The organism is Streptomyces sp. E11-3 (assembly GCF_046540415.1).
Lineage (GTDB): Bacteria > Actinomycetota > Actinomycetes > Streptomycetales > Streptomycetaceae > Streptomyces.
This window is the reverse complement of the sequence record NZ_JAZGRL010000001.1, coordinates 1,716,831-1,736,358: the sequence shown is the minus strand read 5'-3', so window position 1 is coordinate 1,736,358 and position 19,528 is coordinate 1,716,831. Positions and strand designations below refer to the sequence as shown.

Annotated in this window: 18 protein-coding genes; 16 read left to right on the top strand and 2 right to left on the bottom strand. The window is 70.7% G+C overall.

Annotated elements, in window-relative coordinates:
* Window positions 1–14: 14 nt before the first annotated feature.
* Both U9R90_RS07830 and U9R90_RS07825 read right to left on the bottom strand, forming a co-directional pair.
* Entirely contained in the window at window positions 15–206 is a 192-nt protein-coding gene (locus U9R90_RS07830; protein WP_411055663.1) for a hypothetical protein, read from the bottom strand.
* Between the two features lie 283 nt (window positions 207–489).
* Window positions 490–1,377 (bottom strand): hypothetical protein, encoded by an 888-nt coding sequence (locus U9R90_RS07825; protein WP_411055662.1) that lies wholly within the window; start codon window positions 1,375–1,377, stop codon window positions 490–492.
* A 290-nt stretch (window positions 1,378–1,667) separates the two neighbouring features.
* Here U9R90_RS07825 and U9R90_RS07820 point away from each other — a divergent pair, with 290 nt between their 5' ends.
* From U9R90_RS07820 to U9R90_RS07745, 16 genes are all read left to right on the top strand, one after another.
* Window positions 1,668–2,591: an LLM class F420-dependent oxidoreductase gene (locus U9R90_RS07820; RefSeq protein WP_411055661.1), complete on the top strand. Its 924-nt coding sequence runs from the start codon at window positions 1,668–1,670 to the stop codon at window positions 2,589–2,591.
* Window positions 2,592–2,710: 119 nt separating this feature from the next.
* On the top strand, window positions 2,711–2,992 hold the full coding sequence (locus U9R90_RS07815; protein WP_411055660.1) for a hypothetical protein: 282 nt from the start codon (window positions 2,711–2,713) through the stop codon (window positions 2,990–2,992).
* 283 nt (window positions 2,993–3,275) lie between these two features.
* Window positions 3,276–4,829 (top strand): 3' terminal RNA ribose 2'-O-methyltransferase Hen1, encoded by a 1,554-nt coding sequence (locus U9R90_RS07810; RefSeq protein WP_411055659.1) that lies wholly within the window; start codon window positions 3,276–3,278, stop codon window positions 4,827–4,829.
* A complete protein-coding gene (locus U9R90_RS07805) occupies window positions 4,826–7,435 on the top strand; it encodes a polynucleotide kinase-phosphatase (RefSeq protein ID WP_411055658.1) in 2,610 nt (869 codons plus the stop codon). The genes U9R90_RS07810 and U9R90_RS07805 overlap by 4 nt, the downstream gene beginning before the upstream one ends.
* Window positions 7,436–7,816: 381 nt before the next feature.
* The gene (locus U9R90_RS07800; RefSeq protein ID WP_411055657.1) at window positions 7,817–9,049 is read left to right on the top strand and encodes an arginine deiminase; all 1,233 of its coding nucleotides are present in this window, start codon (window positions 7,817–7,819) and stop codon (window positions 9,047–9,049) included.
* Between the two features lie 57 nt (window positions 9,050–9,106).
* Window positions 9,107–10,105 carry an ornithine carbamoyltransferase gene (argF, locus tag U9R90_RS07795; RefSeq protein WP_411055656.1) on the top strand — a complete coding sequence of 333 codons (999 nt, stop codon included), beginning with the start codon at window positions 9,107–9,109 and terminating at the stop codon, window positions 10,103–10,105.
* Window positions 10,106–10,253: 148 nt separating this feature from the next.
* On the top strand, window positions 10,254–11,033 hold the full coding sequence (locus U9R90_RS07790) for a 2,3-dihydro-2,3-dihydroxybenzoate dehydrogenase (protein WP_411055655.1): 780 nt from the start codon (window positions 10,254–10,256) through the stop codon (window positions 11,031–11,033).
* Complete coding sequence (locus U9R90_RS07785) at window positions 10,945–12,246, top strand: isochorismate synthase (RefSeq protein ID WP_411055654.1); 1,302 nt, start codon at window positions 10,945–10,947, stop codon at window positions 12,244–12,246. Before U9R90_RS07790 ends, U9R90_RS07785 begins: the two co-directional genes overlap by 89 nt.
* The gene (locus U9R90_RS07780) at window positions 12,243–13,850 is read left to right on the top strand and encodes a (2,3-dihydroxybenzoyl)adenylate synthase (RefSeq protein WP_411055653.1); all 1,608 of its coding nucleotides are present in this window, start codon (window positions 12,243–12,245) and stop codon (window positions 13,848–13,850) included. Before U9R90_RS07785 ends, U9R90_RS07780 begins: the two co-directional genes overlap by 4 nt.
* 5 nt (window positions 13,851–13,855) lie before the next feature.
* Window positions 13,856–14,524: an isochorismatase family protein gene (locus tag U9R90_RS07775; protein WP_411057674.1), complete on the top strand. Its 669-nt coding sequence runs from the start codon at window positions 13,856–13,858 to the stop codon at window positions 14,522–14,524.
* A complete protein-coding gene (locus U9R90_RS07770; protein ID WP_411055652.1) occupies window positions 14,521–14,760 on the top strand; it encodes a phosphopantetheine-binding protein in 240 nt (79 codons plus the stop codon). The genes U9R90_RS07775 and U9R90_RS07770 overlap by 4 nt, the downstream gene beginning before the upstream one ends.
* The gene (locus U9R90_RS07765; RefSeq protein WP_411055651.1) at window positions 14,757–15,608 is read left to right on the top strand and encodes a siderophore-interacting protein; all 852 of its coding nucleotides are present in this window, start codon (window positions 14,757–14,759) and stop codon (window positions 15,606–15,608) included. The genes U9R90_RS07770 and U9R90_RS07765 overlap by 4 nt, the downstream gene beginning before the upstream one ends.
* A gap of 106 nt (window positions 15,609–15,714) precedes the next feature.
* On the top strand, window positions 15,715–16,725 hold the full coding sequence (locus tag U9R90_RS07760; RefSeq protein ID WP_411055650.1) for an ABC transporter substrate-binding protein: 1,011 nt from the start codon (window positions 15,715–15,717) through the stop codon (window positions 16,723–16,725).
* Complete coding sequence (locus U9R90_RS07755) at window positions 16,722–17,744, top strand: FecCD family ABC transporter permease (protein ID WP_411055649.1); 1,023 nt, start codon at window positions 16,722–16,724, stop codon at window positions 17,742–17,744. Before U9R90_RS07760 ends, U9R90_RS07755 begins: the two co-directional genes overlap by 4 nt.
* Complete coding sequence (locus U9R90_RS07750) at window positions 17,723–18,745, top strand: FecCD family ABC transporter permease (RefSeq protein WP_411057673.1); 1,023 nt, start codon at window positions 17,723–17,725, stop codon at window positions 18,743–18,745. Before U9R90_RS07755 ends, U9R90_RS07750 begins: the two co-directional genes overlap by 22 nt.
* Window positions 18,742–19,527 (top strand): ABC transporter ATP-binding protein, encoded by a 786-nt coding sequence (locus U9R90_RS07745; protein WP_411055648.1) that lies wholly within the window; start codon window positions 18,742–18,744, stop codon window positions 19,525–19,527. The genes U9R90_RS07750 and U9R90_RS07745 overlap by 4 nt, the downstream gene beginning before the upstream one ends.
* Window position 19,528 lies beyond the last annotated feature (1 nt).

The window sequence follows — 19,528 nt, the reverse complement described above, 5'->3', positions numbered from 1 at the left end:
GTGGGGCCCGGATGTTAGGAGGGGGTGTCCTCGCTTGCCGGGGGGCGGGTGCTGGAGGACTGCAGATCGGCGTCCAGCTGTGTGAGGTCGGCGTTGAGTGCCGCCATCAGCTCTTCCATCTGCTGCAGCAGGCCCTTGGGCCGACCGCCGTCCTGCTCGGGTACGGACGACGGTGCGGCCTGCTCCGGCGCGGCTTCCTGGGACATGACGGACTCCTCGGCCCTGGCTCTCCCGACGTGGGGAGAGCGGTGGTGCAAAGCGACGCCCGGCAAGGGCCGCCGGCGCGGGTGCCGGGCGGTCCGGCTCCGTCCGAGCCAACGATCATCATTGGGGGTGGTCACTGGCCCAGGGGTACACCGGCCACCGTGTGGACGGATTTTCACCCGACGGAGGTGGCAGGGGGTCTTGGTGGTGACGCGAGCGTCCGGCGGGGCCCGGGACGACTGCCCGGAGCCCACGGGACGCTCGCATCGCTGGCGGGCGCGCGGCCTACCTGGCGCGGTCGAGGGTCTCGGTCCTGCCGTCCGGCCACTTCAGCTCGATGGCGTCGTTCTTCTCGGTCCCGGTCACCGAGAGGGACTTCTCCTCGGTTTCCCCCGACTTCTTGCACACGAAAGCGATCCGAATCGACTTGCCCCCGGCCGCGTCCTCGCCCTCGCCGCGGCACGTGCCGTCGCCCTTGTTGTGGAACGCGAGGTACGTAACGGAGCGCTTGCCCTTGCTGTCCCCGTAGTTCCGCACGATCCCGATGAGCAGCGACGCGCGGTTCTCGGTGGTCGTGTTCCGCCAGGTCCCCTGCAGGCCCTCGCCCGCCACACCGCCGCCGGAGCCGCTGCTCCCGCCCGAGCTAGTGCTCCCGCCCGAGCTGCTGCCCGGTCCGTCCGCCGGTCCGTCGGACGGGTCCTTGCCACCGTCTCCGCCAGGAATCTTGTCCGGGTCCAGGGGCTTAAGGGTGGGAACCTTGATGCTGGGGTCGGCCAGCGGCGGCGGCTTCTTCTTGTCGTCGTCATCCTTGGTGAGGAAGTAGATGCCGCCGCCGATCAGGCCGACGGCGGCCACGATCGCGATGACGATGGCGGCCGCCTTGCCGCCGGAGTTGCCGCCTCCGGCCGGGGGACCCGGGTAACCGCCCGGCTGCTGCGGGGGCATCCCACCGGGCTGCTGCGGCATCCCGCCGTACGGCGCTCCGGGCGGGCCGGGCGGCGGCTGCTGCCCGTAGGGGCCGGGCTGCGGGGGCATGCCCTGCGGGGGCATGCCCTGCGGCTGCTGGCCGTAGCCGGGCCCTTGCGGGGGCTGGCCATAGGGAGGCTGTTGAGGCGGCATGCCCTGTGGCGGCTGCTGCGGGTAGCCGTATCCGTCGTGTGGTGGCTGAGTCATGAGTGAGTCCCCCGTATTGACGGTCATCCCGCTGAGAGGATCACTCTCCGCCGAACCAGGTCCCGTCGCGTGTCTGTCTGTCTGCCTGTCTGTTTCTGCTTACGCGCGTCTGTGCGAGAAGGCTCGCACGGCTCAAAGCCAACCCTTGGCACCCCCGTCACGCAAGGCGATCCGACCAGCCGTGACCTAGCTGCTACATCGGGTCGCTCGCCTCCGCCGATGGCGGGCTGGGCGGCGTGCCCCGTGCCGCTGACGCCTGGAGTCCGGTGCCGACCGGGCAGGATGGAGACATGGATCTCCGTATCTTCACCGAGCCCCAGCAAGGGGCGACCTACGACACGTTGCTGACCGTTGCCAAGGCCACCGAAGACCTGGGCTTCGACGCCTTCTTCCGCTCCGACCACTATCTGAGCATGGGCTCCAGCGACGGTCTGCCGGGACCCACCGACGCCTGGATCACCCTCGCCGGGCTCGCCCGTGAGACACGGCGCATCCGCCTCGGCACCCTGATGACGGCAGGCACCTTCCGGCTGCCGGGCGTGCTGGCGATCCAGGTCGCGCAGGTCGACCAGATGTCGGGCGGCCGGGTCGAACTGGGCCTGGGTGCGGGCTGGTTCGGGAAGGAACACCGGGCGTACGGCATTCCCTTCCCCAAGGAGAGGTTCGCCCGGCTGGAGGAGCAGCTGGCCATCGTCACCGGACTCTGGGCCACCGAGACCGGCAGCACCTTCGACTTCGACGGCAACCACTACCAACTGGCCGACTCACCCGCGCTGCCCAAGCCGACGCAGCCCAAGATCCCTGTCCTCATCGGAGGCCATGGCAAGACCCGCACCCCGCGGCTGGCCGCGCAGTACGCCGACGAGTTCAACATCCCCTTCGCCTCCATCGCGGACAGCGAGCGGCAGTTCGGCCGGGTCCGCGCCGCCGCGCGGCAGGCCGGACGCGGCAGCGATGATCTGGTGTACTCCAACGCCCTGGTCGCCTGCGTGGGCAAGGACGACTCCGAGGTGGCCCGCCGGGCGGCCGCCATCGGGCGCGATGTGGCGGAACTGAAGGCCAACGGTCTTGCCGGTTCCCCGGACGAGGTGGTCGACAAGATCGGCCGGTATGCGGAGATCGGCTCCCAGCGGATCTACCTCCAGATCCTTGACCTGGAGGACCTCGACCACCTGGACCTGATCTCGGCACAGGTGCAGTCGCAGCTGTCGTAGCTGCGGCTGCCCTAGTCGAAGCGCTCCTGGTCGCAGCTGTTCTGGCTGACGTGGTGCGCGACCGTCGAACAGGCATCGCTTAGAGTGTCGGGCCGGACACAAGGGCCAGGGGGGCCGACATGAGACAGAAGCAAGGGGGCGGGACCGCAGCCTGGGTCCATGCCATGGCCAGCCCGGTCGTCGGGCTGGCCGCGGTACTGACGCTGGGCGTCAACTGGTTCGACGCCACCCTCGTGGGCCTGGTCGCGATGGCCTGCGCCCTGGTCGGCCTGATCAAGGAGGCCCAGGACGGGGATGTGTCGCCGCGCCGCCATCTGCATGTCGCGGGCCTGGTCATGGGCCTGGTCGGGGCGACCGTGCCGCGGATCGCCCCGCAGCTGCTCGGATTCCTGTTGCTGTAACCGCGCCACCGCGCCACCGCCAAGACCTGCATCTCGCGGGCCCTCGCCAAGCTGGACGCCCGGGACCGGGTGCAGCTTGTGATCATCGCCTACGCATCGGCGCTCATCGGCCGCAGCCGAAAATGCCCGAGCTCGGCCTGGATCTTCCAGGTACGTTGAGGGCGTGCGGTGCCGAGGGGGCAGCACCCCCGCACGAGGCGCGCGCGTCGCGCGCCGCGATGGTTCGCACGGAAATTGTCCGCACGTATCCGCGGTTCAGAAGGCATATCGAGGCGTACCCACAGTGTTTCTGACGATCAGTGCTACTGGCACCCCCGACCGACCCGCCACCGACCTCGGGTTTCTTCTCCACAAGCATCCGGACCGGATCAGGGTGGAGAACCTGACCCATGGCGTCGCGCGGGTGCTGTACCCCGAGGCGTCCGCTGAGCTCTGCACGGCCGCGCTGCTGCTTGAGGTGGACCCCGTGGCGCTGGTGCGGCGCGGCAAGGGCAAGGGCCGGGGTGGTGCGCCCGACTCGGCGCTCGCGCAGTACGTCAACGACCGCCCGTACGCGGCGTCCTCGCTGCTGGCCGTCGCCCTCAGCGCGGTGTTCAAGAGCGCTCTGCGGGGCGTCTGTGCTGCGCGCCCCGAGCTGGTGGAGCAGCCGCTGCCGCTGCGTATCGAGGTGCCCGTGCTTCCCGCGCACGGCGGTCCGGAACTGGTCGGCAAGCTCTTCGCGCCGCTGGGCTGGACGGTCACGGCCGAGGCGATCGCGCTGGACGAGCAGTTCCCGGCCTGGGGAGACTCGCGGTACGTACGACTCGTCCTGGAGGGTGAGCTGACGCTCGCTCAGGCCCTGCGGCACCTGTATGTGCTGCTACCGGTGCTGGACGACGCCAAGCACTACTGGGTCGCGCCCGACGAGGTCGACAAGCTGCTGCGGGCCGGTGACGGCTGGCTGGCGGAGCACCCTGAGCACAAGCTGATCACCAGCCGCTATCTGTCGCGCCGCTGGTCGCTGACCCGCGAGGCCATGGAGCGGCTCGAACTGGCGCGGCTCGCCGAGGCGGACGACACCGAGGTCGAGGAGATCGACAACGCGGTGGACGAGGACGCCGACACCGAGGAGAAGCCGGTGCCGCTCGCCGTACTCCGTCGTGAGGCGATCCTCGACGTGCTGCGGGACTCCGGGGCGGGGCGCGTGCTCGACCTGGGCTGCGGGCAGGGGCAGTTGGTGCAGGCGCTCCTCAAGGACGTCCGTTTCACCGAGATCGTCGGTGTCGATGTGTCGATGCGGGCGCTCACCATCGCCGCGCGGCGGCTGAAGCTGGAGCGGATGGGGGAGCGGCAGGCGGACCGTGTGCGGTTGTTCCAGAGTTCGCTCGCGTACACCGACAAGCGGCTCAAGGGGTATGACGCGGCGGTGCTGAGCGAGGTCGTGGAGCATGTCGACCTGGAGCGGCTGCCCGCGCTGGAGTACGCCGTGTTCGGCTCGGCCCGGCCGCGGACCGTGCTGGTGACGACGCCGAACGTCGAGTACAACGTGCGCTGGGAGACGCTTCCGGCCGGGCACGCGCGGCATGGCGACCACCGCTTCGAGTGGACGCGCGAGGAGTTCCGCGCCTGGGCCGGTGCGGTCGCCGAACGGCATGGGTACGGCGTGGAGTTCAGGCCTGTGGGGCTGGACGACCCTGAGGTGGGGCCGCCTACTCAGATGGCTGTGTTCCGACTCGTTGAGTCCCCGAACAGCGAGTCCCCGAACAGCGAGTCCCCGAACAACGAGTCCCCGAACAACGAGAGCCCGAGCAACGAGAGCCCGAGCAACGAGAATCCGAAGGGAGTGCGGGCGGCATGACGAACGCATCCGAGACCTCCTCCGACGCGACGGTCGAGCACAGCGCCCGGCGCACCCTCGCCGTGACCGACCTGTCGCTGGTCGTGCTGGTCGGCGCCACCGGCTCCGGCAAGTCCTCGTTCGCCGCCCGGCACTTCAAGCCGACCGAGGTCATCTCCAGCGACTTCTGCCGGGGCCTGGTCGCCGACGACGAGAACGACCAGAGCGTCAGCGGCGACGCCTTCGACGTCCTGCACTACATCGCGGGCAAGCGCCTCGCCGCGGGCCGGCTCACCGTCGTGGACGCCACCAATGTGCAGCCCGAGAGCCGCAAGCAGCTGATCCATCTGGCGCGGCAGTACGACGTGCTGCCGATCGCGATCGTCCTGGACGTCCCCGAGCAGGTGTGCGCCGAGCGCAACGCGGCCCGCGCCGACCGGGCCGGGATGCCCCGCCGCGTCATCCAGCGCCACCAGCGTGAACTGCGCCGCTCGCTGCGTCACCTGCAGCGTGAGGGCTTTCGGAAGGTGCACATCCTGCGGGGAGTCGAGGAGGTCGAGCGCGCCGAGATCTCGCTTGAGCGTCGGTACAACGACCTGCGGCATCTGACCGGGCCCTTCGACATCATCGGTGATGTGCACGGGTGCCGGGCTGAGTTGGAGACGCTCCTTGGCAGACTCGGTTACGTGGACGGCTCGCACCCGGACGGGCGTACGGCCGTCTTCGTCGGCGACCTGGTCGACCGCGGCCCGGACAGCCCCGGTGTGCTGCGGCGGGTGATGTCGATGGTCGCCTCGGGCGATGCGCTGTGTGTGCCGGGGAACCACGAGAACAAGCTCAGTCGTTACTTGAAGGGGCGGAACGTTCAGCACACTCATGGTCTCGCGGAGACCATCGAGCAACTGGAAGGCGAGAGCGAGGAGTTCCGCGCGCAGGTGCGGGAGTTCATCGACGCTCTGGTCAGCCACTACGTCCTGGACGGGGGCGAACTGGTCGTCTGCCACGCCGGGTTGCCCGAGAAGTACCACGGGCGTACGTCGGGGCGGGTGCGCTCCCACGCGCTGTACGGGGACACCACGGGCGAGACCGACGAGTTCGGGCTGCCGGTGCGGTATCCGTGGGCGGAGGAGTACCGGGGGCGGGCGGCCGTGGTGTACGGCCACACCCCCGTGCCCAACACCTCCTGGGTGAACAACACCATCTGCCTGGACACCGGCGCGGTGTTCGGCGGCAAGATGACCGCGCTGCGCTGGCCGGAGCGGGAGCTCGTCGACGTACCGGCCGAGAAGGTCTGGTACGAGCCCGCCAAGCCGCTGGCCACCGAGGCACCGGGTGGGCATGAAGGGCGTCCGCTGGACCTTGGCGATGTGCAGGGGCGTCGGATCGTCGAGACCCGGCACGCGGGGCGGGTGTCCGTGCGTGAGGAGAACGCGGCGGCCGCGCTTGAGGTGATGAGCCGGTTCGCTGTTGATCCGCGGCTGATGCCGTATCTGCCGCCGACGATGGCGCCTACGGCTACGTCGCAGAGGGATGGCTACTTGGAGCACCCTGCCGAGGCGTTCGCGCAGTACGCGGCGGATGGTGTGGAGCGGGTGGTGTGCGAGGAGAAGCACATGGGCTCGCGGGCGGTGGTGTTGGTCTGCCGTGATGTGGGCGTGGCTCGGGAGCGTTTCGGGGTTGGGGTCGGTGTTGGGGGTGGGCTTTCGGGTTCTTCGGGGCCTTCGGGGGCGGTCTATACCCGTACTGGGCGGCCGTTCTTTGACGATCCGGCCGTCACGGAGGAGGTCCTGGAGCGGCTGCGGGTAGCCGTTACGGAGGCTGGGCTCTGGGAGGAGCTGGAGACTGACTGGCTGCTGCTCGATGCGGAGTTGCTGCCGTGGTCGCTCAAGGCCTCCGGGTTGCTGCGGAAGCAGTACGCGGCTGTGGGCGCTGCCTCTGGTGCCGTCTTCCCCGGTGCTGTAGCCGCTGTTGAGGCGGCCGTGGCGCGTGGGGTGGACGGGGCCGGTGAGGTGCTGGCCCGGCAGCGGGACCGGGCCGCGGACGCCGCGGCGTTCACGGACGCGTACCGGCGGTACTGCTGGGACACCGAGGGGCTTGACGGGGTGCGGCTCGCGCCGTTCCAGGTGCTGGCCGTGCAGGGGCGCAGCCTGGCCGGTCTGCCGCACGACCAGCAGCTCGCGCTGCTCGACCGGATGGTCGAGCACGACGGTTCGGGGCTGCTGCGTACCACGCGGCGGCTGTACGTCGACACGGGTGACGAGGCGTCTGTGCGGGCGGGTGTCGACTGGTGGCTGGAGATGACCGGGCGTGGGGGTGAGGGCATGGTCGTCAAGCCGCTTGAGGCGCTGGTCCGGGGTGACAAGGGTCGGTTGATCCAGCCTGGGATCAAGTGCCGTGGTCGTGAGTACCTGCGGATCATCTACGGGCCCGAGTACACGCGGCCCGAGAATCTGGAGCGGCTGCGGGGGCGGTCGCTTGGCCACAAGCGGTCGTTGGCGCTGCGGGAGTATGCGCTGGGGTTGGAGGCGCTGGATCGGCTGGCCGAGGGGGAGCCGTTGTGGCGGGTGCATGAGGCGGTGTTCGCGGTTCTTGCGTTGGAGTCGGAGCCGGTTGATCCGCGGTTGTGAGGTGCGGGCGTGTTCCGCGGCGTGGCGTGGGGGTGCGTTCTGTTTCGTTGTGGGGCGGGGGCGCGCTGGGGGGTACGTGCTCCCGCCGCGCGAGGTGACCCGGTAGCGGTATAGCGAGCCCGGTGGTGGGGTTGAGGTTGGGCGGTCCGCGCGCACCCCCCACCACGCCCCCTCACGTCGGTTCCGCGGCCACCGGCCGGTGGGGCTGCCCCCGCACACGCGCGTGTGTCCCTTCCGCCCCCATCGCGCCTGCAGGCCGGTGGGGCTGTCCCCGCACACCTGCCTGCTCGGTTCCGCCGCCTGGCGCCTGTGGGGCCGTTTCCGTTTCGTGTTGGTTGATTGGTGCGGCGTGGGATCGTCGTCTCGGTCAGGATGGGTTTCATGGGATTCCATGTCGACTCCGAGGCCGGGCGGCTGCGCCGCGTGATCCTGCACCGTCCCGATCTGGAGCTGAAGCGCCTCACGCCCAGCAACAAGGACGCCCTGCTCTTCGATGATGTGCTGTGGGTGCGTCGGGCCCGGCATGAGCACGACGGCTTCGCCGATGTGCTGCGCGATCGGGGTGTGGCGGTGCATCTCTTCGGTGATCTGCTGCGTGAGACGTTGGAGCTGCCGGCAGCGAGGGATCTGGTTCTGGGGCGGGTCTTCGATGAGAAGGAGTACGGGCCGCTGGCGACCGATCCGCTGCGGGAGGCCTTGGAGACCACACCGTCGGTGGATCTGGTGGAGGCTCTGGTCGGCGGTATGACCAAGCGGGAGTTCCTGGAGCGGCACCCGGAGCCGACCTCGGTGCGGTTCCATGTGATGGATCTGGACGACTTCCTGCTCAGGCCGCTGCCCAACCATCTCTTCACCCGGGACACCTCCGCCTGGATTTACGACGGGGTGTCGATCAACGCGATGCGCTGGCCCGCGCGGCAGCGCGAGACCGTGCACTTCGAGGCGATCTACCGGCACCATCCCCTGTTCACCGGGCCCGAGGCCGGTGCCTTCCACCACTGGTCGGAGGGCCAGAGCGATTACCCGTCGACCATCGAGGGCGGTGATGTGCTGGTCATCGGCAAGGGTGCGGTGTTGATCGGGATGAGTGAGCGGACCACGCCGCAGGCTGTGGAGATGTTGGCGCACAAGTTGTTCGCGGCGGGTAGTGCGCAGGTGATCGTGGCGCTGGACATGCCCAAGCGGCGCGCGTTCATGCATCTGGACACCGTGATGACGATGGTCGACGGGGACACCTTCACGCAGTACGCGGGCCTGGGCATGCTCCGCTCGTACACCATCGAGCCCGCCGACGGTGAGCGGGAACTCAAGGTCACCGACCACCCGCCGGAGCACATGCACCGGGCCATCGCCGCGGCCCTGGGGCTGAGTTCGATCCGGGTGCTGACCGCGACGCAGGACGTGCACGCGGCGGAGCGGGAGCAGTGGGACGACGGATGCAATGTGCTGGCTGTCGAGCCGGGGGTGGTGCTCGCGTATGAGCGGAACGCGACCACTAATACCTACCTGCGCAAGCAGGGGATCGAGGTGATCGAGATCCCGGGCAGTGAGCTGGGGCGGGGGAGGGGTGGGCCGCGGTGTATGAGCTGCCCGGTCGAACGGGATGCTGTATAGAAATGTAGGGCATCGTATAGACTTCCAGCCTTCGTCCCCGTCGCACAGGAGCACCCCATGGCCACCGACCTCACCGGCCGCCACTTCCTCAAGGAGCTGGACTTCACCGCCGAGGAGTTCCGCGGTCTGATCGCCCTGGCCGCCGAACTCAAGGCCGCCAAGAAGGCGGGGGCCGAGTCCCGGCGGCTGGTGGGGAAGAACATCGCGTTGATCTTCGAGAAGACCTCGACGCGTACGCGTTGTGCCTTTGAGGTGGCGGCTGCCGATCAGGGTGCGTCGACCACGTATCTCGACCCCTCCGGCTCGCAGATCGGGCACAAGGAGTCGGTGCGCGATACGGCCCGGGTGCTTGGACGGATGTTCGATGGCATCGAGTATCGCGGCGACAGCCAGGCCGCGGTCGAGGAGCTCGCCGCGCATGCCGGGGTGCCCGTCTTCAACGGGCTGACCGACGACTGGCATCCGACCCAGATGCTCGCCGATGTGCTCACCATGACCGAGCATGTGGCCAAGCCTCTGAGTGAGACGGCCTTCGCCTATCTGGGGGACGCCCGGTTCAATATGGGCAACTCCTATCTGGTCACCGGGGCCCTGCTGGGGATGGATGTGCGGATTGTCGCGCCCAAGGCCTATTGGCCGGGCGAGGCGGTCGTTGAGCGGGCTCGTGAGCTGGCTGTGACCAGTGGTGCCCGGGTCACCCTCACTGAGGATGTCGGTGAGGGGGTGCGTGGTGTGGACTTCGTCGCCACCGATGTGTGGGTGTCCATGGGTGAGCCCAAGGAGGTCTGGGACGAGCGGATCGCCGCGCTGGCGCCGTATGCGGTGACCATGGACGTGCTGCGGGCCACCGGGAATGGTGAGGTCAAGTTCCTGCACTGTCTGCCCGCCTTCCATGACCTCGGCACCAAGGTCGGGCGGGAGATCTATGAGCGGCACGGGCTCAGTGCGCTCGAAGTGACGGACGAGGTCTTCGAGTCGGCGCACTCCGTTGTGTTCGATGAGGCCGAGAACCGGCTGCACACCATCAAGGCGGTTCTGGTGGCCACCCTCGGCTAGCGGGAGTCCGCTCTTCTTCGCGAACACCGTGTGTCTGTGTCTTCGCTATGCCTCCGGGCTGCGGAGTCACGTGACACGCGGTGTATTTGCATGCGCTCCTACGAGGTGATTAGGTTAGCCTTACCTAACTCGCTGGGGGGAATGCGTGATGGCCCGGAATACGGGGGTCGTGGGCTCGGTCGCCCTGGTGACCGGGGCGGCCAGGGGGATCGGCGCCGCCGTGGTGGACGGGCTGGTTCGTGAGGGTGCCACCGTCGCCGCCGTCGACATCGACGCGGACGGCCTGGCGGATCTCGCGGACCGTTCACACGGGCGGGTCGTGCCGTTCACCGCCGACGTGGCGGACGCCGCCGCGGTCGCCGATGTGGTCGACCAGGTCGAGCACGGTATGGGGCCCGTCGATGTCGGGGTGTCGGTGGCGGGCATCCTGCGGCCGGGGCCGCTGTGCGAGACCACCAACGAGGACTGGGCGGAGACCTTCTCCGTCAACACCACGGGGGTGTTCGTCGTCCTGCGCGAACTGGCCCGCCGGATGGTGCCCCGGGGGCGCGGGTCGCTGGTCACCGTCGGGTCCAACGCCGGGGGCGTGCCGCGCACCGGCATGGGCGCGTACGCCGCGTCCAAGGCCGCGGCCACCATGCTCACCCGCTGTCTCGGTCTTGAGCTGGCCCGCCATGGCATCCGGTGCAACGTGGTCTCGCCCGGCTCGACCGACACCCCGATGCAGCGGCAGCTGTGGACAGGTGAGGAGGACCTGGCGCGGGTGATCGCGGGCACTCCCGAACAGTTCCGGGTCGGCATTCCGCTGGGCCGTATCGCCGACCCCGCCGACATCGCCGATGCCGTGCTGTTCCTGGTCTCCGATCGTGCCCGGCACATCACCATGCAGGACCTCTTCGTCGACGGCGGCGCGACTCTGCGCGCCTGAGAAAGGAATCGCTGACGTGTCCATACCTGCGCTTGTGCGCCCCAGACCGGTGCATCGGGCGGCCGACCTGCTGGCCGCCTACCTGCCAGGCTCGTTCTACTTCTCCTCGACACGGGGCGCGCTGCTCGCCGACGGTGTGCACGCCTGGGTCCGGCCCGGGAGCGGGGCACGGGCCCTGGCCGCCGCCGAAGCGCTGGACGCGGCCGCGGCGGCGGGGCTGCCCGAACCCGTGGTCGCCGGGGCCGTCGGGTTCCGCCCGGAGGCGGAGGCCGGGCTTGTGGTGCCCGCCGTGGTGCGGCGTGCCGGTGCCCCCGCTGTGGTGCGTGCTCCTGACGCGGAGTCAGGGGCGGCGTGGACGGTCACGCCGCGCCCCGAGCCCGCGAAGTACGCCGACGGTGTGCGCCGGGCGCTGGAGCTGATCGGCCGGGGTGACCTGCGTAAGGTCGTACTGGCCCGCTCCCTGGAGCTGACCGCCGACACTCCGGTGTGGGTGCCCGCGTTGCTGGCCCGGCTGGTGCGGGCGGATCCGGCCGCGTACGCCTTCGCTGTCGATGTCACCGCGCCAGGCGATCTCGCACCGCGCACGCTGGTCGGGGCCAGTCCTGAGCTGCTGGTGTCCCGGCGCGGGGCGACCGTGGTGGCCAATCCGCTGGCCGGGTCGACGCCCCGCTCCGGCGACGAGGCGGTCGACCGGGAGCGGATCGCGCGGCTGCGCGAGTCGGCCAAGGATCTTGGTGAGCACGCCCACACCGCCGGGCAGGTGGCCGAGGTGCTCGGCCGGTTCTGTGTCGACCTGGACGTGCCCGAACGGCCCGAAGTGATCGGTACGCCGACGATGTGGCACCTGTCCACCAGGATCACCGGGCGGCTGGCGGACCCGGTCGATCCCGCCTGCTCGGCGCTGGGGCTGGCCGAGGCGCTGCACCCGACTCCCGCGGTGTGCGGGGTGCCCGAGGGTGGGGCGCTCGCGGCCATCGCTGACTTGGAACCGGAGGACCGTGGCTACTACGCGGGGATGGTCGGCTGGACCGGTCTCGACGGCGACGGCGAGTGGGCGGTGACGATCCGCAGCGCCGAGGTGTGCGACCGGACGGTCCGTCTGTTCGCCGGGGCCGGGGTCGTCGAGGGCTCGGAGCCCGCGGCCGAACTGGCCGAGACCGGAGCGAAGTTCCGCACGCTGCTGCGTGCCATCGGCCTGGAGGATGCGGCGTGAGCGTGGACCATATGCCCTGGCCGCCGGAGGTCGCCGCGCGCTACCGGGCCGCGGGTCACTGGCGCGGACAGACCTTCGGGGCGCTGCTGACGTCGCTGGCCGCCGAGTACGCCGACCGTACCGCCGTGGTGGGCCTGGACAGTCGGTGGAGTTTCGCCGAGGTGGATGAGCGGGCGCACCGGATCGCGGCGGGTCTGGTCGAGTCCGGGCTCGCGCCCGGCGACCGTGTGGTGCTGCAACTGCCCAACATTCCTGAGTTCCTGCCCGTGGTGTTCGGGATGTGGCGTGCGGGTGTGCTGCCGGTGTTCGCCCTGCCCGCGCACCGGCACAGCGAGCTGCGGCACTTCGCCGCGCAGAGCGAGGCCGCCGCCATCATCACCGTCGGCGAGCACGAGCGGCACGACCATGCCGCCGTCGCCCGTGCCGTCGCGTCCGAAGTGGACTCCGTACGGCAGGTGTTGGTGGTGGGGTCGGACGAGTTCGCCGACCTGGCCGCGACGGCGCCACGTGAACTGCCCGACCCCGACCCGGAGGGCGTGGCGTTCCTGCAGCTCTCCGGTGGGAGCACGGGGTTGCCGAAGCTGATCCCGCGCACCCACGACGACTACCTCTACAGCGTCCGCGAGAGCGCCCGGATCTGCGGGCTGCGCCCGGACAGCGTCCACCTGGCCACGCTTCCCGTGTCGCACAACTACCCGCTCAGTTCGCCGGGTGTGCTGGGCGCGCTGTACGCGGGCGCGGCCACGGTCATGGCGCCGCGTCCTGACGCGGACACCGCGTTCCGGCTGATCGAGGCCGAGCGGGTCACGATCACCGGCGTTGTGCCGCCGTTGGCTGCCGCGTGGGTGCAGGCCGCGGCCCGTACCGGGCGTGATCTGTCCTCGCTGGAGGTGCTGCTGGTCGGCGGCGCCAAGTGCGGGCGCGAGCTGGCCGAGCGGATCCGGCCCGCGCTCGGCTGCCGGTTGCAGCAGGTGTTCGGGATGGCCGAGGGACTGGTCTGCTACACGCGCCTGGACGATCCCGAGGAGATCGTGCTCGGTACGCAGGGCCGTCCGATCTCGGATGACGACGAAGTCCGCGTTGTCGACCCGGATACCGGTGCCGATGTGGCGCCGGGGGAGACCGGTGCCCTGCTGACCCGCGGTCCCTACACGATCCGCGGCTACTACCGGGCCGACGAGCACAACGCCACCGCGTTCACCCCGGACGGCTTCTACCGGACCGGTGACCTGGTACGCCGTACGCCCTCCGGGGAGCTGGAAGTCGTCGGCCGGGCCAAGGAGCAGATCAATCGGGGCGGCGAGAAGGTCGCGGCCGAGGAGGTCGAGAACCATCTGATGGCCCACGCGGGCGTGCTCGACGCCGCCGTCGTCGCGGTGCCCGACCCGTATCTGGGCGAGCGGACCTGCGCCTATGTCGTGCCCGCGGCAGACACCCAGCCCACGGGCCCTGAGCTGCGCGCCTTCGTACGCGAGCGCGGGGTGGCCGCGTTCAAGGTGCCGGACCTGGTGCGGGTCGTCGAGGAGTTCCCGGTGACCGGCGTCGGCAAGACCAGCAAGCGCGAGCTGAGGGCGGCACTGGCCGCGCTCGCTCGGAAGGAGTGATGAGTGTGTCCCTGCCCGAGATACGGCCCTATCCGCTGCCCGCGGCCGCCGAACTGCCCGTGGGGCGCGTGGGATGGCGGCCCGATCCGGCCCGCGCGGCCCTGCTGGTCCACGACATGCAGCGCTACTTCCTGGCGCCCTACGCCGGGGCGCCGGTGCCCGAAGTGACCGCGAACATCGCGCGGCTGGCCGAGACCGCCCGTGAGCAGGGGATTCCGGTCTTCTACACCGCGCAGCCCGGCAGGCAGGATGTCGCGGACCGCGGGCTGCTCACCGAGTTCTGGGGCGACGGCATCGGCGCGGTGATCGACTCCGATCCGGGGGCCGCGGACATCGTCGCCGCGCTCGCCCCGGCCGAGGCCGACACCGTACTGGTCAAGTGGCGCTACAGCGCGTTCCAGCGCAGTACGTTCGCCGAGCAGCTGGCCGCGCTGGGCCGCGACCAGCTGCTGATCACCGGTGTCTACGCGCATATCGGCTGTCAGGCCACCGCCGTCGAGGCGTTCATGCGCGACGTCCGGCCGTTCCTGGTCGCCGACGCGGTCGCCGACTTCTCCCGCGAACGCCACGACCAGGCGTGCGCGTACGTCGCCCAGCGCTGTGGCGTCGTGACCACCACCGCCGACGCGCTGACCGCGCTGTCGGCACCGATCCCCGCAGGAGCCGTCCGATGAGCCAGACGTTGTCACCCGAGCGGGTCCGCGCCGATGTCGCGGAGCTGCTGGACTGCGAACCCGCCGGGATCGGGCCCGACGAGGACTTGTTCAACCTCGGTCTGGACTCGGTGCGGATCATGACCCTGGTCGAGCGCTGGCGCGCCGCGGGTGCGACCACGCTGGAGTTCCCCGACCTGGCCGAACGGCCCGAACTGGGGCACTGGACTGCGCTGTTGACCGGTGCGGCCGCATGACGCGGGTCGACCACCGGCACCGGCATCTGGACCGGATCGCGGAGGTCAGGGCGGGCCGCCACGCCGAGAAGGTGGGCTATCCGATCCGCGTCCGCGAGGCCGAGGTCGTACAGACCGCCATGGTCGGCGCCGGACTGCTGCGGGTGACCCTGGGCGGGCCGGGCACCGAGGACTTCGAGGCCCACGCGCCGGATGAGCATGTGAAGCTGATCTTCCCGGAGCCGGACGGCTCGCTGCGGCTGCCCGAGCCGAACGGCATGATGCTGCGCTGGCCGCGCCCGGCGCCCACTTCGCGGGAGTACACCGTGCGCCGCTACGACCCGGTCGCGGGCGAGATCGACATCGATATCGCCCCGCACGACGGGGGTCTCGCGTCGGACTGGGCGCATACGGTCCAGCCGGGCGCCGTGGTGCACCTCGCGGGGCCGCCCGGCGGGCTGATCGTCCCGTACGCGTACGACCGCTATCTGCTCGCGGGTGACATCACTGCGCTGCCCGCGATCGCGCGCTGGCTGGAGGAGCTGCCCCGGAGCGCGCGCGGCTGGGCGTTCGTCGAAGTCGCCGACGCCGCGCAGGAGATCGAGCTCTCCGCGCCCGAGGGCGTCGAGGTGCGCTGGCTGCACCGCGGCGACCGCCCGGCTGGCACCGGCGACGCGCTGGCGCGTGCCGTGACCGCGGTGACCGTGCCGGACGGCGAGCGGGCGTACGTGTGGGCCGCGGGCGAGGCGGGGCAGATCAAGCCGCTGCGCCGCTGGGTCCGCGACGAGCTGCGGCTGGAGAAGGCCGACCACGACATCACCGGCTACTGGAAGCGCGGCGTCGCCGACTTCGACGAGGACGACCACTAACCAACCGGACGAGCGGACAGGGGCAGATGTCGTGCCTCTGCCCGCTTGCCATGCCCTGAAGGCCGTCCAGCAAGGCGAGCCTTGCCTAAATTTCAAGGAGTTTCGTATGTCCATACGCAGATCGTCTGGTCTTGTCGGTGCCCTGGCCTTGGCCCTGGTTCTGGCCGGGTGCGGGTCGTCGTCATCGGAGGGCGGGTCGGACGCGTCGAAGAAGGGTGAGAAGGCCGAGACGCGGGTGTTCGCCGCCGACAACGGCAAGATCACCATCCCCGCCGACCCGCAGCGCGTGGTGGCCACCGGCTACGCCGTGCCCGCCCTGATCGAGGCCGACGCGCCGCTGGTCGGCATCTCGTCGTGGCAGCGCGGCGAGCCGATGATGAGCAAGGAGGACCTGGCCACCTACAAGAAGCTCACCAAGGTGGCGGGCGAGCAGGCCGCCGAGACCAACTACGAGGCCGTCGCCGAGGCCAAGCCCGACCTGATCGTCATCGGCGTGCCCGCCCCGGCGCTCGGCGATATCGACGTCAAGCGGCTGGAGTCCATCGCCCCGGTCGTGGCGCTCGGCCCGACCGTGCCGTCCGCGTGGCGCGAACTGGCCCACAAGCAGGCCGACGCCGCGGGCGCGCTCAAGCGGTTCGACGCCGTCCAGGACGCGTACGAGGCCAAGGCCGACAAGCTGGCCAAGAAGTACGAGGACGTGCTGCCCCCGCACAAGCTGGGCCACGTCGGCGCGTACGGCGAGGTCGCCAAGGGCACCTTCCAGCGCGAGTTCGGCGGCTCCTGGGGCACCAACGTCGCCGAGGACGTCGGCGCCAAGTACTACGGCAAGGTCAAGAAGTCAGGACCCGGCTCGCGGTCGGTCAGCGAGTACCCGTCCATCGAGGAACTCCCGGACTCGCTCGGTGAGGCCGACGTCATCACCTACTCGGTCAAGCCCGACGGCAGCGTCCCCGAGTCCGTCAAGTACGTCATGGACTCGAAGCTGTGGAAGAACCTCCCCGCGGTCAAGGCCAAGATGACCTTCCCGATCCGCTACACCGAGGCCGCGACCTACGGGCAGGCCATGCAGACCCTGGACGCGATCGACACGTCGTTCGCGCCGCTCCTGGACCAGTGACCGTCACCGGGCACGCCCCCGAGACGGCGGGAACCAGGCGGACGGTGCCGCAACTCGCCCTGCTCGTCGGCGGACTGGTGCTGCTGGCGGCCATCGCCGTGCTCAGCATCGGCATCGGCGCCCGCTCGGTCCCGCCCGCCGAGGTCGTCCGCGCGCTGCTGGACTTCCAGGGCACCGACGACCACGTCATCGTGCGGGACGTCCGGGCGCCCCGCGCACTGCTGGCCGTCGCGGTGGGCGCCGCCCTGGCGGTGGCGGGCGCGCTGATCCAGACGCTGGCCCGCAACCCGCTGGCCGAACCCGGCATCCTCGGGGTCACCGCGGGCGCCGGGTTCGCCATCACCCTCGGCTCGGCGCTCGGCCTGGCCGCCGGACAGGCGGGCGAGCTGGGCTCCGCGGTCGTCGGCTCGGTGCTCGCGGCGCTGCTGGTCGCCGCGGTCGGGCGCCACTCGCCGCTGCGCCTGGTGCTCGCCGGCGTGGCCCTGACCGCGGTGCTGAGCGGCGTCGCGCTGGGCATGCGGCTGATGCTCCCGGACGTCTTCGACGCCTACCGGTTCTGGTCGGTCGGGTCGCTGGCGGCCCGCGAACAGGCGCCACTGGCCCTGCCGTTGGCCGCGATCGGGGTGTCCCTGCTCGGTGCGCTGCTGCTGAGCCGGGCGCTCAACGCCCTGACGCTGGGCGAGAGCGTGGCCCACACGCTGGGCGCGGGCGTCGTCCGGGTGCGGGCCGCCGCGCTGGCGCTGATCACCGTGCTCAGCGGGGCGGCGACGGCGATAGCCGGGCCGATCCTGTTCGTCGGGCTGATCGTGCCGCACCTGGCCCGCAGGCCGGCGGCGGGCTCGGTGCCGTGGCTGGTGCTCTACACGATGGTGCTGGGGCCGATCCTGCTGCTGGTCGCCGACATCGGGTCGCGGGTGCTGCTGCCCACCGGTGAGGTGCCGGTGGGCATCGTGACCGCGTTCCTCGGCGGCCCGATGCTGATCTGGGCCGTCCGCCGATACGGGGCGGGGGCGCTGTGAGCACACTTGAACTTCGAGGGCTGCGGGCCGAGCGTCGTACGGTCGTGCTCGCCGCCGTCCTGCTCGCCCTGCTGCTGGGCCTGAGCCTGCTCGGGCTGTGCTACGGCGCGTCCTGGTCATCTCCCGGCGAGGTGCTGGCCGTACTGACCGGAGCCGAGCAGTCCGTGGTGATCCTGGACTGGCGGCTGCCGCGCGTGCTCGCCGGGCTGGTCTTCGGTGCCGCGCTCGGCGTGGCCGGGGCGATCTTCCAGAACCTCACCCGCAACCCGCTGGGCAGCCCGGACGTGATCGGCCTCGACGCGGGCGCCTACACCGGCGCCCTGGTCGCCATCACCGTACTGTCGGGCACCTCCGCGCAACTGGCCGTCGGCTCGGTGCTCGGCGGGCTGCTCGTCGCGGCCGTGATCTACCTGCTCTCGTTCGACCGGGGCTTCTCCGGGCTCCGCCTTGTCGTGATCGGCATCGCGGTCAACGCGATGGTGACCGCGGTCAATTCGTGGATCGTGCTGCGCGCCGAGTTGGAGGTGGCGATCGCCGCGGTCGGTTGGAGCGCGGGCTCACTCAACGGTGTGGGCTGGGCCGACCTGCGGATTCCGTTCACGGTGATCGCCGTACTGCTGACCCTGATGGCCGCGCGGGCGCACGCCATGCACCAGGCAGCGCTCGGCGACGCGATCGCGGTGACCACCGGGGTCGGGCTCGACCGGCTGCGACTGCTGATGGTGCTCGTCGGCGTCGGCTGTACGGCCACGGTGACCGCGGTGGCGGGGCCGATCGCGTTCATCGCCCTGGCCGCCCCGCAGATCGGCCGCAGGCTCGCGGGCGCGGCCGGGGTGCCGCTGCTCCCGGCCGCGCTGACCGGGGCGGTGCTGCTCCAAGGCGCCGATCTGCTCGCCCAGATGCTGCTGGCGCCCGTCGCGCTGCCGGTCGGCGTGGTGAGCACCGCGATCGGCGGCTGCTATCTGATCTGGCTGCTGACCAAGGAGGTGGGGCGCGCGTGACCGCACGCCTGACCGCGCGGGACATCACCCTGCGCTACGGCGACCGAGTGGTGTCCACCCGGCTCAGCCTCGATGTCCCCGACGGCGCGTTCACCGCCGTCGTGGGCCCCAACGCCTGCGGGAAGTCGACCCTGTTGCGCGCGCTGGTCCGGCTGCTGCGACCCGACGCCGGGCAGGTGGAACTCGACGGCCGCGAGGTCGGCGGCTACCCGGCCAAGGCACTGGCCAAGCAGCTCGGCTTCCTGCCGCAGGACCCGCTGGCACCCGACGACATCAAGGTCCGGCAACTCGTAGGCCGGGGACGGTTCCCGCACCAGTCGCTGCTGGCGATGTGGTCGCCGGGCGACGAGGAAGCCGTCGCCGACGCGATGGCCGCGGCCGGTGTCGCCGACCTGGCCGACCGGCCGGTGCGGGAGCTGTCCGGGGGCCAGCGGCAGCGGGTGTGGATGGCCATGGTCCTCGCCCAGCAGACGCCCTACCTGCTGCTCGACGAACCGACGTCGTTCCTGGACATCACCCACCAGTACCAACTGCTCGGCCTGCTGGCCAGGTTGCGCGACGAGGGCCGCACGGTGATCGCCGTCCTGCACGACATCAACCAGGCGTGCCGGTTCGCCGACCACCTGGTCGCCATGAAGGACGGCCGGGTGGTCGCCGAGGGCGACCCCGCGGACGTCGTGGACGCCCCGCTGATCAAGGACGTGTTCGACCTGCCGAGCGTCATCGTCCCCGACCCGGTGACCGGCACGCCGATGGTCGTCCCCACACTTCAAGGAGAGTAAG